This is a genomic window from Halovivax cerinus, from assembly GCF_024498195.1.
GTDB classification, from domain to species: Archaea; Halobacteriota; Halobacteria; order Halobacteriales; family Natrialbaceae; genus Halovivax; species Halovivax cerinus.
On record NZ_CP101824.1, the window covers coordinates 25,308 to 39,613 of the forward strand.

16 protein-coding genes are annotated in these 14,306 nt (G+C 67.0%); 5 read left to right on the forward strand and 11 right to left on the reverse strand.

The features are described from left to right. Positions 1-15: 15 nt before the first annotated feature. From NO366_RS00135 to NO366_RS00155, 5 genes are all read right to left on the reverse strand, one after another. Positions 16-639, reverse strand: a complete 624-nt coding sequence (locus NO366_RS00135; RefSeq protein ID WP_256532292.1) for a MogA/MoaB family molybdenum cofactor biosynthesis protein — start codon at positions 637-639, stop codon at positions 16-18. 240 nt (positions 640-879) lie between these two features. Further along, positions 880-1,209 carry a transcriptional regulator gene (locus tag NO366_RS00140; protein ID WP_256532293.1) on the reverse strand — a complete coding sequence of 110 codons (330 nt, stop codon included), beginning with the start codon at positions 1,207-1,209 and terminating at the stop codon, positions 880-882. Positions 1,210-1,211: 2 nt separating this feature from the next. Next, a complete protein-coding gene (locus NO366_RS00145) occupies positions 1,212-1,889 on the reverse strand; it encodes a hypothetical protein (RefSeq protein ID WP_256532294.1) in 678 nt (225 codons plus the stop codon). After that, complete coding sequence (locus tag NO366_RS00150) at positions 1,886-2,764, reverse strand: ABC transporter ATP-binding protein (protein WP_256532295.1); 879 nt, start codon at positions 2,762-2,764, stop codon at positions 1,886-1,888. The genes NO366_RS00145 and NO366_RS00150 overlap by 4 nt, the downstream gene beginning before the upstream one ends. Beyond that, a complete protein-coding gene (locus NO366_RS00155; protein ID WP_256532296.1) occupies positions 2,761-3,717 on the reverse strand; it encodes an ABC transporter permease in 957 nt (318 codons plus the stop codon). Before NO366_RS00155 ends, NO366_RS00150 begins: the two co-directional genes overlap by 4 nt. Before the next feature lie 232 nt (positions 3,718-3,949). On the opposite strand from NO366_RS00155, the gene NO366_RS00160 reads away from it, so the two are divergent. Continuing rightward, entirely contained in the window at positions 3,950-4,990 is a 1,041-nt protein-coding gene (locus NO366_RS00160) for a zinc-binding dehydrogenase (protein ID WP_256532297.1), read from the forward strand. A 72-nt stretch (positions 4,991-5,062) separates the two neighbouring features. Then, the gene (locus NO366_RS00165) at positions 5,063-5,401 is read left to right on the forward strand and encodes a DUF7977 family protein (protein WP_256532298.1); all 339 of its coding nucleotides are present in this window, start codon (positions 5,063-5,065) and stop codon (positions 5,399-5,401) included. A 49-nt stretch (positions 5,402-5,450) separates the two neighbouring features. Here the strand turns inward: NO366_RS00165 and NO366_RS00170 are convergent, their stop codons facing one another. The 3 genes from NO366_RS00170 to NO366_RS00180 all read right to left on the reverse strand — a co-directional run bounded on the left by NO366_RS00170 (position 5,451) and on the right by NO366_RS00180 (position 7,818). Further along, positions 5,451-5,753: a DUF7853 family protein gene (locus NO366_RS00170; RefSeq protein WP_256532299.1), complete on the reverse strand. Its 303-nt coding sequence runs from the start codon at positions 5,751-5,753 to the stop codon at positions 5,451-5,453. 445 nt (positions 5,754-6,198) lie between these two features. Beyond that, complete coding sequence (locus tag NO366_RS00175) at positions 6,199-6,762, reverse strand: NUDIX hydrolase (protein ID WP_256532300.1); 564 nt, start codon at positions 6,760-6,762, stop codon at positions 6,199-6,201. A gap of 132 nt (positions 6,763-6,894) precedes the next feature. Then, positions 6,895-7,818: a diacylglycerol/lipid kinase family protein gene (locus tag NO366_RS00180; RefSeq protein WP_256532301.1), complete on the reverse strand. Its 924-nt coding sequence runs from the start codon at positions 7,816-7,818 to the stop codon at positions 6,895-6,897. 55 nt (positions 7,819-7,873) lie between these two features. Here NO366_RS00180 and NO366_RS00185 point away from each other — a divergent pair, with 55 nt between their 5' ends. Continuing rightward, entirely contained in the window at positions 7,874-8,626 is a 753-nt protein-coding gene (locus NO366_RS00185; RefSeq protein ID WP_256534052.1) for a PHP-associated domain-containing protein, read from the forward strand. A 181-nt stretch (positions 8,627-8,807) separates the two neighbouring features. Here the strand turns inward: NO366_RS00185 and NO366_RS00190 are convergent, their stop codons facing one another. Further along, the gene (locus NO366_RS00190; RefSeq protein WP_256532302.1) at positions 8,808-9,221 is read right to left on the reverse strand and encodes an Lrp/AsnC family transcriptional regulator; all 414 of its coding nucleotides are present in this window, start codon (positions 9,219-9,221) and stop codon (positions 8,808-8,810) included. A gap of 102 nt (positions 9,222-9,323) precedes the next feature. On the opposite strand from NO366_RS00190, the gene carA reads away from it, so the two are divergent. Next, the gene (gene carA / locus NO366_RS00195) at positions 9,324-10,400 is read left to right on the forward strand and encodes a glutamine-hydrolyzing carbamoyl-phosphate synthase small subunit (RefSeq protein WP_256532303.1); all 1,077 of its coding nucleotides are present in this window, start codon (positions 9,324-9,326) and stop codon (positions 10,398-10,400) included. Between the two features lie 95 nt (positions 10,401-10,495). Here carA and NO366_RS00200 read toward each other — a convergent pair whose 3' ends face one another. Further along, positions 10,496-11,068 carry a hypothetical protein gene (locus NO366_RS00200; protein ID WP_256532305.1) on the reverse strand — a complete coding sequence of 191 codons (573 nt, stop codon included), beginning with the start codon at positions 11,066-11,068 and terminating at the stop codon, positions 10,496-10,498. Between the two features lie 143 nt (positions 11,069-11,211). Between NO366_RS00200 and NO366_RS00205 the strand changes: the two genes are divergently transcribed. Beyond that, positions 11,212-12,078, forward strand: a complete 867-nt coding sequence (locus NO366_RS00205; RefSeq protein WP_256532306.1) for a universal stress protein — start codon at positions 11,212-11,214, stop codon at positions 12,076-12,078. 515 nt (positions 12,079-12,593) lie between these two features. On the opposite strand, the gene purH is transcribed toward NO366_RS00205, so the two are convergent. After that, positions 12,594-14,264, reverse strand: a complete 1,671-nt coding sequence (gene purH / locus NO366_RS00210; protein ID WP_256532307.1) for a bifunctional phosphoribosylaminoimidazolecarboxamide formyltransferase/IMP cyclohydrolase — start codon at positions 14,262-14,264, stop codon at positions 12,594-12,596. Positions 14,265-14,306: the final 42 nt, after the last annotated feature.

Genomic DNA, 14,306 nt, shown 5'->3' on the forward strand with positions numbered 1-14,306 from the left:
CGCGGCCGGTGACGATTAGGTGTTGGCCTCGGGCTCGGCTTCGGTCGAGTCCGACGGCCGTGCGAGGTCGACGACGCGCGCCAGCTGTGGACAGATCACGTCCGTCAGTACCAGGTCGACCAGTTCCGCATCGGCGGGCACGCAGAACACCGGTACGCAATCGATGACGCCGGCGAGCGGGCGGATCGTGAGAACGGCCTCGCCGATCTCCGCCGCCGCACGGGTGGTAACGAGTGTCTCGAACGCGACCATCTCGGTATCGAGTAGCTGGCGAACCGCGCGGACGGTGGCGTCGTCGGGACCGATGCCGACGCCGCCGACGGCGAAGACGGCGTCGACGTCGTCGCGATCCGCGAGCCGCGACACCGTGGCCTGGACGGTGTCGAAATCGCCTGCGATCCGTTCTCTGATGATGATTTCGTTCCCTGTTGCGTTCACGGTCTCGACCAGTGTGGCCTCCGGGGCGTCGGCGTCCGCCGAGTCTCCTTCCACGATGGAAACCACCCCGATACCGATCGACCGACCGTCGTCCGCGTGACCCTCCCGCCGATTTACCCCGGATGCGTCCCGCTCGGCGTCGGCGAGTACATCCTCCGCTTCGGTATCGGCGGCCAGTTCGTCCGTCTCATCTCCGTCCATACGTTCGATTGGCGACCCGGCGGCTTAGGCAGTGGTGATCGGAACCCGTTGTCTACAGGCGGAGCAGGCCGAGTGCCCTGGGGTCGGTCGGAAGATCGAGATCGTCCGTGATCGTCACCGGCGCGTGCCAGCACGTTTGGATCTCGCCGAGCTGCACTCGGCGCAGTGACGAGAGACGAAGTCTCTCGAACCGCGTGACTCCGAGCGGTTCACAGAACCACACGGCGGACGACCACGGCGTCAGCCGTGGGAGGAATCCGACCCGTCGCCTCGGACCGAATCATCACCGTCGATACTGTCGATCAGCGATTCGAGCGCGGCGACGTGATCTTCGAACAGGCGTTCGCCACGATCGGTGAGTTCGTAGGTCGTCTGCGGTTTTCGATCGACGAACTGCTTTTCGACCCGCACGCAGTCTGCGTCCTCCATCCGGTCGATGTGACTGGCGAGATTGCCCTCGGTGAGATCGAGCGCGTCCACGAGGGTCGGAAACGTCGTCTCGCCGTTCGCGTAGAGGTAGGTGAATAGTTGCAGGCGGGTCGGCTGGTGGACGAGGGTGTCGAGGTCCATCGTTACCGTCGTGCGAGGGCGATGTACGCGAGGACACAGTACAGGCCGTAGGCGAGGCCGAGCGTGGCGAAGGCCCACTCCTCGATGGTCGGAAGCCAGGGCAGGGCCGCGGAGACGGCGAGGAGCCAGACACCACCGACGTAGAACGCGTTTCGATCCGCGCTTCGGATGCCGTACGCGCCGAGTAACTGGCCCATATAAACGAACGCGACGCCCATGACGATGCCGGCCCCGACCCAGATGAGCGGCGTCGCAGAGAGGCCCGCGACGCTCTCGGAGACGGGCCAGTAGGCGACGATCCAGGCGCCGAGACCGGCGTAGACGCCGACGTGCCAGGTCCCCCAGTCGGGGACGCCGGTCGCCGGTTCGTCGTAGGCCCGCTGAATCCGGTAGAGAACGTACTGATGGCCGCCGAAGACTGCCACCAGCCCGACGAGTATCGGCCAGGAAAAGCCGTACACGAAGCCGACGTTTAACAGCGGGAAGAGGAGGGCGACGCCGAGGCCCTCGACGAGCCACCAGCGCCACCAGTAGGGGGCGGACTCGTGGAGACCGACGGCCCGCTTGATCTGGCCGAGTTCGGAACGCAGGGCTTCGGGGTCGGGGTCGGCTCCCTGCGAAGGCAGCGTCCCGCGGGTCGATTCGTCGGACCGTCCGTCGCCGCGAGTCGCGTCGGTCACGCTGTGCCTCCGTCCATCGCCGGAACGACGCGCGTGTAGTACGTAAAGAGGTCGGTGTACGTCGTCCGGTCGACGAGCGCCACGGGGTCGGGAAGCGACGCCTCGTCGGACGGACTACCAGGCGGCCGAAAGCAACGCACGGCACCGTCCGCCGGGTACGTGACGCCCGCGAGGGCGACGTCTTCGAGCGCAGAGACGCTCGACAATCGGGTCTGGCACACCTGCGGAACCGCTTCGAACAGTTCCTCGGGCGAATCGGTCGCGACGACCTGCCCGTCCGCGACGAACGCGAGCCGGTCCGCCAGATCGGCGTCCATCGGCTGGTGACTCGAGAGCAGGATCGTCCGGCCAGCGTCCCGGCGCTCGCGGACGAGCTGGTGGACCTCCTGGATCGTCGAGAGGTCGAGCGCGGCCGTGGGCTCGTCGAGCAGGTACAGGGGGACGTCGATCGCGAGCGCGATGGCGAGTTCGAGCTTGCGGGTCATCCCGCCGGAGTAGTCCTCGACGCGCTTGTCGAGGTCGTCAGTGAGCCCCAGACGGTCGACGATGGACCAGGCCTCGTCGGTGAACGCGGGGTGGAGCTGGTCGAAGTACCGGAGGTTCTCCCGGCCGGTGAGCCGGTCCGAACAGAGTGCGTCCTGTAGGAGGAAACTCGTCGTGTCGGACCGGTCCGTCGGATCGGTGCCGAAGACGCTGACCGATCCCGACGAGGGGCGCGTACTCCCCGCGATGGCCGAGAAGAGGACGGACTTTCCCACCCCGTTCGGGCCCATGACGGCGAGCACCTCGCCCTCCTCGACCGACAGCTCGACGTCCCGGAGGATGGACTCGTCCGCGAACGACTTCGCGAGGGCGTCGGTTTCGACGACGCTCATCGCCACACACCCCGGTCGTAGAGGAGGCGGTTCGTCACGACGGTCCCGACGACGAGCGCGACGACGGCGTACGCGACGAGCAGGACGAGGAATTCCGGGCCAGCAGGCGGCCCCGGCGGGCCGAGTCCGGCCTCGGCCCAGTCGCTCGTCGGCACGAGGTGATAGATCAGCAGCCGGGTCGAGAGCGTGTTCGGCAGGTAGTTCAGCCACTCGCCCGAGAGTGGTGAGAGGGCGACGTTCGCGCCGTTGAAGCCGGTGACCATGTAGCCCAGCACGGCGATCATCGGCACGCCGTACTCCGCGAGCCGCTCGTTCGCCGCCGTCGCGATGACCGGCAGCGCGACGAGCATCCAGAAGATGCAGGTGACGGCGAACGCGAGGACGACGATCGGGATCGACACGACGCTGCGCAGGGCGAACGACCCGCCGGTGACGACGCCGGCGACCAGCGTGAGCGAGAAGGCGGCAGTCGCGAGGAGGCCCCCGGCGAGCATCCGCCCGGCCAGATCCGCCGAGGCGGCGATGGGCATGGATCGGTAGGCCTCGTACCGACGAGCTTCGAGATCGCCGGCCAACAGGTAGCCGAAGGCGTACAGGCAGACGTAGATCGCCCCGAACGTGGCCGTACCGATGGCCGCGCTGGCGATCATCGACGCGGCCATCCCCTCCCAGAGGACGCCGAAGAACAGCTGCATCCCGGCGGCGGTGCCGACGAGGCTCGCGAGCATGATTCGACTCGTCGTGAGCTCGCGCAGACAGCGTTCGGCGAACGCGCGAGCCTGGTTCGCCCAGACGACGGTTCCGCTGGCCGCCGTCCGACCCGTCATCTCGGCGCCCGTCTCGGCGGCGCTCACGCCGCCGTCGGTCCTGGCGGACGTCCGGCGAACGCCGTCCTCTCCCGGTGACGACCGGCCCGGATCGGCAGGTCGGTCGTCGAAATCAGTGCGTTCCATCGTTCCTACCGAGGGTATCGCCTCGCGGTTACAAAATACTTTCCAAAGGATTGTACTTTGTACTCCAAAGTTATCAGTCATATCCTCAACTGGTCTGATCGAGGAGAATCGATGCACAGCGAACGGCGGGTTCGGCCGAACGGACAAACCGCTGCCGGCAATCGTACGGGGCGCACCCGTTCCGTCACCGAAAGTGAGAATCGTTATCCCGGTCGTCGCCGACCGGCCACGTATGGACGCAGTCACCTTCACCGGACACGGCGGCCGCGACGTCATCGAGTACGGCGAGTACCCGGACCCGACGGTCGGCGACGACGAGGTGCTCGTCGACGTCGAAGCGGGGGCGCTCAACCACCTCGACGTGTGGACCCGCGGCGGGCTCCCGACGATCGATCTGGAGATGCCCCACGTACCCGGCAGCGACGGGGCAGGCGTCGTCGAGGAAGTCGGCGACGACGTCACACGGTTCGACGTCGGCGACCGGGTGGCGGTCACGGCGGGCGTCAGTTGCGGCGAGTGCGAGTTCTGTCGCGACGGCGATCCGACGCGCTGTGTCTCCTATCACATCCTCGGCGAGCACGCCCCCGGCGTCCACGCGGAGAAGGCGGCGGTCCCCGAGGACAACCTGATCCCCGTCCCCGACGGCGTCGACTGGACCGTCGCCGGGTCGACGAGCCTCGTCTTCCAGACGGCCTGGCGCATGCTCGTCGATCGGGCCGACCTCCGACCCGGCGAATCGATCCTCGTCCTCGGCGCCAGCGGCGGCGTCGGCCACGCTGCGGTCCAGATCGCCGACTACGTCGGTGCCGAGGTCTACGCCACCGGCTCGACCGAAGCGAAACTCAAGGCCGCCCGGGAGTACGGCGCCGACCACGTCTGTAACTACGAGGAATCGAACTTCGCCGAGTGGATCCGCGCGGAGACGGGCAAGCGCGGCGTGGACGTCGTCGTCGACCACGTCGGCGCGGCCACGTGGCGCGACTCGATCAAGAGCCTGGCGAAGGGCGGGCGACTGGTCACCTGCGGCGGAACGACGGGCCCGAACCCCGAGACGGACATCCCGCGGATCTTCTGGAACCAGCTCCAGATAATCGGTTCGACCATGGCTACGCCGGGGCAGGTCGACGACGTCATGGAACTCGTCTGGGACGGGACGTTCGAACCCGCGATCCGCGAGGTGCTCCCGATGAGCGAGACCGCCCGCGCGCACGAGCTCCTGGAAGAGCGCGAAGGCTTCGGGAAAGTCGTCGTCGTACCGGACAGCGAGTACTGACCGGATCGGCGAGTACCCCTCGACCAGGGCGAAAACGGAGTGCACTTATCAGACGGGCGAAAACGACGGACCGTGAGCGAGGATCAGGGATACGTCCACGACCCGGCCGCGTTCGACGAGGACGGCGAGCGACGCGAGTCTCACTCGAACGACGAACCCGGTCCGAATGGCGACGGCACCGGGACAGACGGCTCGCTGACCGGCGTTCACCCGACCGCGACCGACCGAACCTTCGGCTGGCGCGGCTGGGCGCTCGTCGGGATCATCGTCCTCGCCTTTATCGTCGCCCCGGCGGCCATCTACCTGCTCCCGCCCGGCGCGGAGGGATACCGGTTCGCCCTCATCCTCCTGCCGCTCTTCCCGGCGCTGGTGCTGGCAGTCGGTGCCGTCTGGGCGACGACGCGGCCGTAGCTGATTTCGAAATCCGGCGGTGCGAACGCGCGAAACGAGTTCGCTCCGATCAGGGCTCGATCGCCGACAGATCCTCGAGCGCAGCCGTCGCGACGTCTTCGTCCGCCTGCGGTGTCTCGCCGTCGGTTACGTAGTCCGAAAGGTCCGCCCGGAGTTCGGTCGCCTGCCGGACGGTGATCGTAGACGAACCGGCTTCGAGTCGCTCGAAGAGGTCGACGAGCCACGCCGGCGGCTGGGTCCCCGCGGCGAGGGCTTCGTCCGCCAGTGTGACGACCCGATGATGGACGATCCACCGCTGCTCTCTGGTGAAATCCACGTCGAAGGTTTCGGTTTCTTTCGGACTCGAACTCATGTGGTGACGGAGCCGTGGACACCGGCTCACGATTCGAGCTACGAAGGTCGCCCTCATAAGCCTTGTTGCTTGTTAGCATGGAACTATAGCAGGGCGGTCCTGTACGAGGTGGTTACGGCCGGACTGTCTAGTTCCCCGACCGGTACTCGCCAGTCCGCGGCCTCGGTCTACCCCGAATCGTCGACCCGCTGCCGGGACGTCGATCGGCACGAACACGCCGGGACGTCGATCGGCACGAACACGCCGGGACGTCGATCGGCACGAACACGCCGGGACGTCGATCGGCACGAACACGCCGGGACGTCGATCGGCACGAACACGCCGGGACGTCGATCGGCACGAACACGCCGGGACGTCGATCGGCACGAACACGCCGGGACGTCGATCGATACGAACCTGGTGAGTCGAGCCGAGAAGAGCGAGAATCGGCACCTTGTGGTGGACGCTAGTCCCGATCCCGGCGCATCGCGATCTCGAACCAGGGACACAGCCGAAGTTGTCGGTACCACTCGGGATGCTCGCGGAGTCGGTCGTAGGGAACCCACATGACTCCGGCGACCTCCGACTCGTCGGGGTCGAGGCTCCGGTCGTCGAGCGTGAGCTGGAGGACGGCGCAGACCTCGTGTTCGACGCCCGCGTTTTCGAAGTAGCGCTTGTACTCGAAGCGATCCGTGAGTTCGACGTCGTCGTACTGGTCGGGGGTGACGCCGAGTTCCTCCTCGAGGCGCTGTCGGGTGGCCGCCTCCTGACTCTGGCCCTCGACCGGATGTGACGCCACGGTGCCGTCCCAGTAGGTGCCCCAGAGGCGCTTGTCGGGCGCGCGCTGTGCGAGCAAGATGTTTCCCTCGCCGTCGAAGACCAGCGACGTGAACGCACGGTGGCGGATGCCGTCGCCAGTGTGGGCGTCGAGTCGATTGACGGATTCCAGTTCGGTGTCGTCTGCGTCGACGGCGACGACGTCCTGGCCCGCGTTCGGGTGGACGTCCGCGTCGTCGGACTCCGTGCTCATACACACACCGTCGGGCAGGGCTCTCAAACCAGTATCGACTCGGGATGGGTCCCTCCTCCGTCTCGGATCGTCGTCACGTCGGCACGGACCGACTCAGGCCAGTCGACGGAACGGTGACCGAGTGGCCATCGGTCAGGTATCGTCCGGGTCGGGGTCGTAGGGGTCGCCGACGATCGTCGAGAGTGACGTCGGTCCCACGTCGAGTTCGAGCCGTTCGGTCTCCAGCATCTCGCCGTCCAGACTGTACCCGACCGACCGATCCTCGCAGGCGATGCGAACCGACGGGGTTCGACGCCGAACGATGGCGTCGTCGTCGCGGCCGAACAGGCGCTCGAGCGCGGCGTCACCCACCAGCGACGACGGCGGCTCCCGCCCGATAACGATCACCTCGAAACGGCCGTCCTCGACGTTCGCCTGCGCGGTCCGCGTTCCCGAGAACCGTCTGGCGTTACCGACGAAGACGAACAGTGCCTCACCCTGCCAGTCGATGCCGTCGTCCGCGGATCCGCCACCGATGTCGACCGAGAGCGGTGGCGCGTCGTACGACGCGAGCTGCTCGAACGTGTTTCGGACGTACGCCAGGACGCCGAGCGACGCCTTCTCGTCCGGTGACGTCGCCGCGCTCGCCTCGGCGGTGATCCCACCGACGCACGAGTTGACGAAAGCGCGGTCGTTCGCGAGTCCCAGGTCGAGCATCCGTCGTCGATCCCGATCGATCGCGTCGAACGCCGCCTCGACACTCCCGACGCCGATATTCGTCGCGAAGTTGTTCCCGGTCCCCGCCGGAAGGACACCGAGCGTCGTCGAGTCGAGCGCCGTCGCCTCGACGATCCCGTTCGCGACCTCGTTGACCGTCCCGTCGCCGCCGGCCGCGATCACGAGGTCCACGTCGGGAGCTACCTCGCGAGCGATTCGCCTCGCATCCCCCGAACGCTCGGTCGGTCGCGGTTCGAGCCCGCGATCTGCGGCCCACTCCACGACGGTGTCGACGTGATCCCCGCTGCCACTCACGGGGTTCACCACGACCACACCACGCGTCGACCGACTCGATGTCATGCCCACAACGCACACCGAGGAAGGGCAAAAGAGTCTGGCCGGCGTACGGACAGGTGTGTACGACGTCGACCTCCACACCCACACGCGGTTCTTTCACGGTCGTCGTGACGTGGGCGATCGCTTCGATCCGGTCGGATACCGGGTGCTCGCCCTGGTCGCCAACAGCCGCGGGCTCGACGGGATCGCCACGACCAACCACGACTACTACACCCGATTTCGACCGGGTGCCGTCGCGACGATCCCTGGCATCGAGGTTACGACCGACCGCGGCCACGTCCTCGTCGTCGGACCTGACCCGCCGAGGGAGACGGATCCAGGGTCGCTCACACCGGGCGAAGCGGTCGACCTGGCCCACGACCGTGGTTGCGCCGCCATCGTCGCTCACCCGTTTCGCAACAGCACGGTCCGCGAGGTCGACGACGTCCCCTTCGACGCGATCGAGGTCAACGGCAAGCACCCCCGGTCGCTGCCGCTCGTCGAGAAGCTGGCCGAAGCGCGTGGGCTACCGCTGGTCGGAGGCAGCGACGCGCACTACCCCATCGAAGTCGGACGCGCGTACACCCGCCTGGACGTCGACGAACTCACGCCCCGATCGGTGGTGGACGCGATTCGGGCCGGCGACGTCCAGTACACGATCGAACGCAGCAGCGCAGATCGAATCGTCCGACAGCTGTATCGGCGCATCCACCACCGGAAGGGTGTGACAGACGCGTTCGGCGACCTCGCCCCCACACCCGGCGTCGGCACGCCGCCAGCCGAGGAGACCCACACCACGGACCAGCGACCGGACGGTGACGGGAACCCCTGAATTGACGTCGTAACTGAGAACCCGCTACCCAGCGGGACCGTCCACGTGCCGGTCGGCGGACGCCGATACGTCACGCCGTTCGTCGGGCATCACACGCGCTGTTCGTCCAAAGTCGCTCGCGCTGTTCGTCGAATATCTGTCGCGCTGTTCGTCCAAAATCGCTCGCGCCGTTCGTCGAATATCAGCCGCGCTGTTCGTCGAGGATCAGCCGCGTCTTCGTATCGACGACCTCGTCCTGTTCGCGGGCGCGCGTGATGAGTTCGTTGATGCCGCGGGTGTCCGCAGCGTCGACCACGAGGACGATGTCGTCCTCGCCGGAGACCTGCCAGGCGTAGTCGACTTCGTCCCACTCGGCCATGCGATCGGCCGTCTCGCGGGTGTCGACGTCGACGGCGACGCCGATCTCGAGCATCGCCTTTACGTTCCCGGTACGCGTGGTCACGGTGAAGCGTTCGATGACGTCGGATTCGACCATCCGGTCGACGCGATTGCGAACCGTTCCCTCGCTCGTCCCGACCTGCTCGGCGATCTCGGTGTAGGGCGTTCGCGCGTCCCGCCGGAGGATAGCCAGAATGTCGCGGTCGAGGTCGTCCATAGAGGGTCGGCGATACGACCGGACCCCACTTGATGATTACGAAAATCGTAGCAGCGCTTCGAAGACAACATTTATAGCCCGGGCGCGAGTGTGTTTCTCGTAATGCCACCGGCCTACGTCGCACTGGAGGGCGGCCACGTGATCGAGGGGCGTGGTCGTTCGCCGGGAACGGCCCGTGGGGAACTGGTTTTCACGACCGCCTACACGGGATACGAAGAGAGTCTGACAGACCCATCGTACGAAGAACAGATCCTGACGTTCTCGTACCCGCTCATCGGGAACTACGGGGTACGAGAGGAGCGATTCGAGTCCGACCGCGTCCACCCACGGGCGGTCCTCGCACGGGAACTGACCGACGACGTCGCCGACTGGCTCGCCGACGAGGGCGTGCCGGCCGTCGACCACATAGACACCCGCGAGGTCGTCACCGACGTTCGCGACGGCGGTGCCATGAAGTGCGGCATCGCAGTCGGCGAGACCGCCACGCCGGAGGACGCACTCGCCGAACTCGATCGCTGCGTCGCGATGAGCGATCACACCGAGATCGGCGCGCAGGTCAGCGTCCCCGACGCCGAGGTTTACGGCGCCGAGAACGACGGCGAGACACTCGCACTCGTCGACTGCGGCGTCAAGTTCTCGATGATCGAGTCGTTCGTCGCCCGCGGCGCGACGGTCCACGTCCTGCCCCACGACGCGACGCCGGCCGACGTCCGATCGATCGACCCCGACGTCCTCTTCATCTCGAACGGACCGGGTGACCCCGAAAACTACGGTGCGGCCGTCTCGCTCGTCGAGGAACTCGTCGACGAGTACCCCGTCGCCGGCATCTGTCTCGGGCAACAAATCGTCTCGCTCGCCCTCGGCGGCACGACCGAGAAGATGGCCTTCGGCCACCGCGGCGTCAACCAGCCCGTCATGGACCTCGAATCGGGCCGCGTCGTCATGACCACGCAGAATCACGGCTACACCGTCGAAGACCCCGGCCCGCGCCTCGACGTCGCCCAGCGCAACGTCAACGACGACACGCCGGAGGGCCTCACCGGCGTCGACTGCGACGTCCTCACCCGCCAGTACCACCCCGAGGCCAACCCCGGTCCGGAGGACACCCTCGACTTCTTCGACGACGTCCTCACGATGGCCGATGCGCCCGCCTCGCGCGCGATCACCTGCGACGACTGAACGAACTACTCGCAGCGCACCACTCGCAGCAATGTTTCTTCTTTGCTGGTCGTATCGAAGTACCTTCGAGCGCTCCAGCCAAGCGAGCGTCGTGACTACCGAACATCCGGTGCCGTGACCCGTCGCGTCTCGTCGCCGTCGACGAGGACGGCGACCGGGAGGACGAACGCGTCGCGCAACTGCACCGCCATCGTCGTCGGCTCGGTGTCGGCCGGGCAACGACACACGACCTGTTCGGCGGGGCCTTCGACGGGACTGATCGCCGCCACCTCGATGTCGAGCGCGGTCGCGATGGCCTCGCGAGCCGTCGGGCCAGGGGGATCGGGGACGATCAGCGACTCACCCGCCAGTTCCCACGCCACCCTGGCGCTGTCCAGCGTCGCGCGATGGGAAACCAGGTCCCGTGCGTCCGCCGACGACGACGGCAAGTGCTCGGTCAACACGCTCGGCGTCGACGCGAGCAGGTAGCGGATCGCCGCGTCGACCGACGACGTTTCGACGTCGAAGTACCGGTGCCCGCGCTCCAGCGTGTAGAATCGAACGGAATCGCCCTCGTCGACGAGAAAGACGCCGTCTCCGGAACCCGGAGTGGTCGAGACCCAGGACAAACACTCGGGAGAATCGATAGTACTGGCCGCCGCGTCGACGAAATCTCGGAGCGTCTTCATCGGGTTTCACCGCACAGTACACACTCCCGGATAAGGACGTTTTCGCGTCGTCCCAGAACGGTTGCACAGCACGCAACACCACTACCATCACCGACGCGATACCGAGCCAAACGCTTACGTACCGGTCCGTGGCAGGTGAGACGATGAGCCCGGACCGCCTGCTCGTGCCCGTCGCCAATCCCGAGACGGCCGACCGGCTCCTCGAAACGGCCGTCGACGTCGCGCGGGATCGCGGCCTCGAACTACTCATCGTGCACGTGATCGACGTCCCGTCGCAGACGAGTCTCGAACAGGCACGCGCGTCGATGGACAGGGAACCAGGCGAGTCCGTCGTCTCGGGGACCGTCGAGCGTGCCCGCGCCACTGGCGTCGAGGCGACGGGGTTGGTCCGATACGGCCACGACATCGCGGGAAGCCTGGTCGACCTCGCGAGTGCCGACGATGTCGAGGCGATACTGCTGGGGTGGCACGGCCGGCCACGTCGACGCGACGTCGTTCTCGGGAGCTACATCGACACGGTGCTCCGCGACGCCGATTGCGACGTCCTCGTCGAACGAGTCGACCGCGATCGAGGGCCGATCGAATCGGTATTCGTCCCCGTCGCCGGCGGCCCGCACACCACCTACGCCGCCGAAATCGCGGGTTCGATCGCCCGCGAACGCGACGCGAACGTCGAACTCGCCACCGTCGTTGCACCCGACGCTGACGAGTCGACCGTCGAAGATGCCCGGACCCTCCTCGCCGACACGTCGTCCGCACTCGGCGCCGTCGACACGGTAACGACGACCGTGCGTCGGAGCAACGAGGTGGCGGTCGGAATCGTCGATCGCACCGCGGACCACGACGTCACCGTCCTCGGCGCCGGCGGCAGCGGATTTCTTCACCGGATCGTCGCCGACGACGTCGCCGAGTCTGTCGCCCGGCGGGCCGACAGCGACGTCGTGCTGTGTCGGCGGCGACAGAGCCACCGACAGACAGTGCTACGCCGACTTATCGAACGCGTACGGTAACGGGTCGGTCGTCACTCCAACGTTCCGTCAGATGTACTCCCCCCCATCCGTTGCAACTCACAGCGCTCGATCACTTCGTTCGGCCTCGCATGTTCCGAACCGCGCTGCTCTCAGCTCACGTTCGTTCGCCGCTCCCAATTACGCGGTTCTCACTCGCTTCGCTCGCTTACGGGTCACGTGCGTTCCCCGTTCGCACCCCGAGGCCTCACTTCGTTCGGCCTCGCATGTTCCGAACCGCGCTGCTCTCAGCTCACGTTCGTTCGCCGCTCCCAATTACGCGGTTCTCACTCGCTTCGTCGCTCGCTTACGGGTCACGTGCGTTCCCCGTTCGCACCCCGAGGCCTCACTTCGTTCGGCCTCGCATGTTCCGAACCGCGCTGCTCTCAGCTCACGTTCGTTCGCCGCTCGCCGTTCCGAGATTCTCGTGCCTCCGGCGCTCCGAATCTCGCTGCTCGCGGGTCGCTCCGCTCCCCGCTCGCTTCTCGAGGGTCTCGGCCTTCGGCCTTCGACCCTCGCTAATCGTGCTTGAACGACCGCTGACCCGTAAACGCCATCGCCATTCCGTGCTCGTCGGCGGCTTCGATCACGTCCTCGTCGTTGACCGAGCCGCCGGGTTGAACGACGGCCTCGATGCCCGCCTTCGCGGCCTCCTCGATCCCGTCCGGGAACGGGAAGAAGGCGTCCGAGGCCATCACGGCACCTTCGGCGTCCTTGCCTTCGGCGTGTTCGTCGGCCTTCATCGCCGCGAGGCGGACCGCGTCGACGCGAGAGACCTGTCCCATCCCGACGCCGACGGTCTCGGTGCCGTCGGCGAAGAGGATGCCGTTGGACTTGACGTGCTTCAGGGTCTGCCAGGCGAAGACCATCGTCTCGAGTTCCTCGTCGGTCGGTTCGCATTCGGTGACGACCTCGAGGTCGTCGACGGTGACCGACTGGAGGTCGCGCTCCTGGACGAGGCGGCCGCCGACGAGGGATTTTTCGGTGAAGCGCTCCGACGGTTCGTCCCCGAACTCGCCGACATCGAGGACGCGCAGGTTGTCCTTCTCGAAGAGCACGTCGAGCGCGTCGTCGGTGTAGCCCGGCGCGACGACGACTTCCTTGAAGGAGTCGACGATCTGTTCGGCGGTGGCGGCGTCGCACTCGCGGTTGAGCGCGACGATCCCGCCGAAGGCACTCATCGGGTCCGTGGAGAGGGCGTTCTCGTAGGCGTCTGCGAGGGTGTCGGCCGTGGCGCAGCCGGCCGGGTTGGTGTGCTTGATGACCGCCGCGGCGGGCTCGTCGAACTCCTTGATCAGGTTCAGCGCGCCATCGGCGTCGTTGTAGTTGTTGTACGACAGCGCCTTCGCGCCCTCGTTCAACTGGTCGGCGTGGACGACGCTCGCCTCGTCGCAGGTCCGATCGGCGTAGACGGCTGCATCCTGGTGGGGATTCTCGCCGTACCGCAGGGTATCGAGCCGGTCGTTCGAGACGAGGCGGCGAGTGGGCAGGCCGTCGTGTCCGTCGCCGGCGGAATCGGCTGCACCGTCCGCGTCGTCTGTGACCGTGGCGACGTCGGCGTCGACCGTCACCTCGCCACGTTCGAAATCAACGGTGACAGCGCCTTCGGCGAACCACTCGACGGCGCGCGGGTACGCGCGGAACTCGCCCTCGTAGAGGACGCGCTCTTTGAGTGTCGCCTCGTCGTCGCCCTCGTAGATCGGCACCGGCTCCTGCGTGACGATCGGGCCGGCGTCGACTTCTTCCTCGATCACCGCACCGTCGTCGTCCGTCGCGTCGGTGACGACGTGGACGGTACAGCCGGTCACCGAGACGCCGGCGTCGAGCGCGTCGCCCCAGGCGTCCATGCCGGGGAACGCCGGCAGCAGCGAGGGGTGAACGTTCAGCGTCGTCGGCATCGCGTCGAGGAAGGTCGCAGAGAGGATGCGCATGTAGCCGTCGAGACAGACCAGGTCGACGTCGTAGTCCGCGAGCGCGTCGAGGACCGCTTCCTCGTGTGCCTGGCGGTCCATTCCGTCCGCCTGCGGGACGACCTCGGTCGGGATGCCGCGGTCGGCCGCCGCATCCAGCACCGGCGCGTCCTCGGCGTTCGTGAGGACAACCGCGACCTCGGCGCCGCCCGGTTGCCGATCTGCGATGTTCAACAGGTTCCGCCCCCGGTTGCCCGCCATGCCGGCGATGCGCGTCATAGGTAATATACCGGCCACCCGAATCAAAGGGGTTCTGATTCG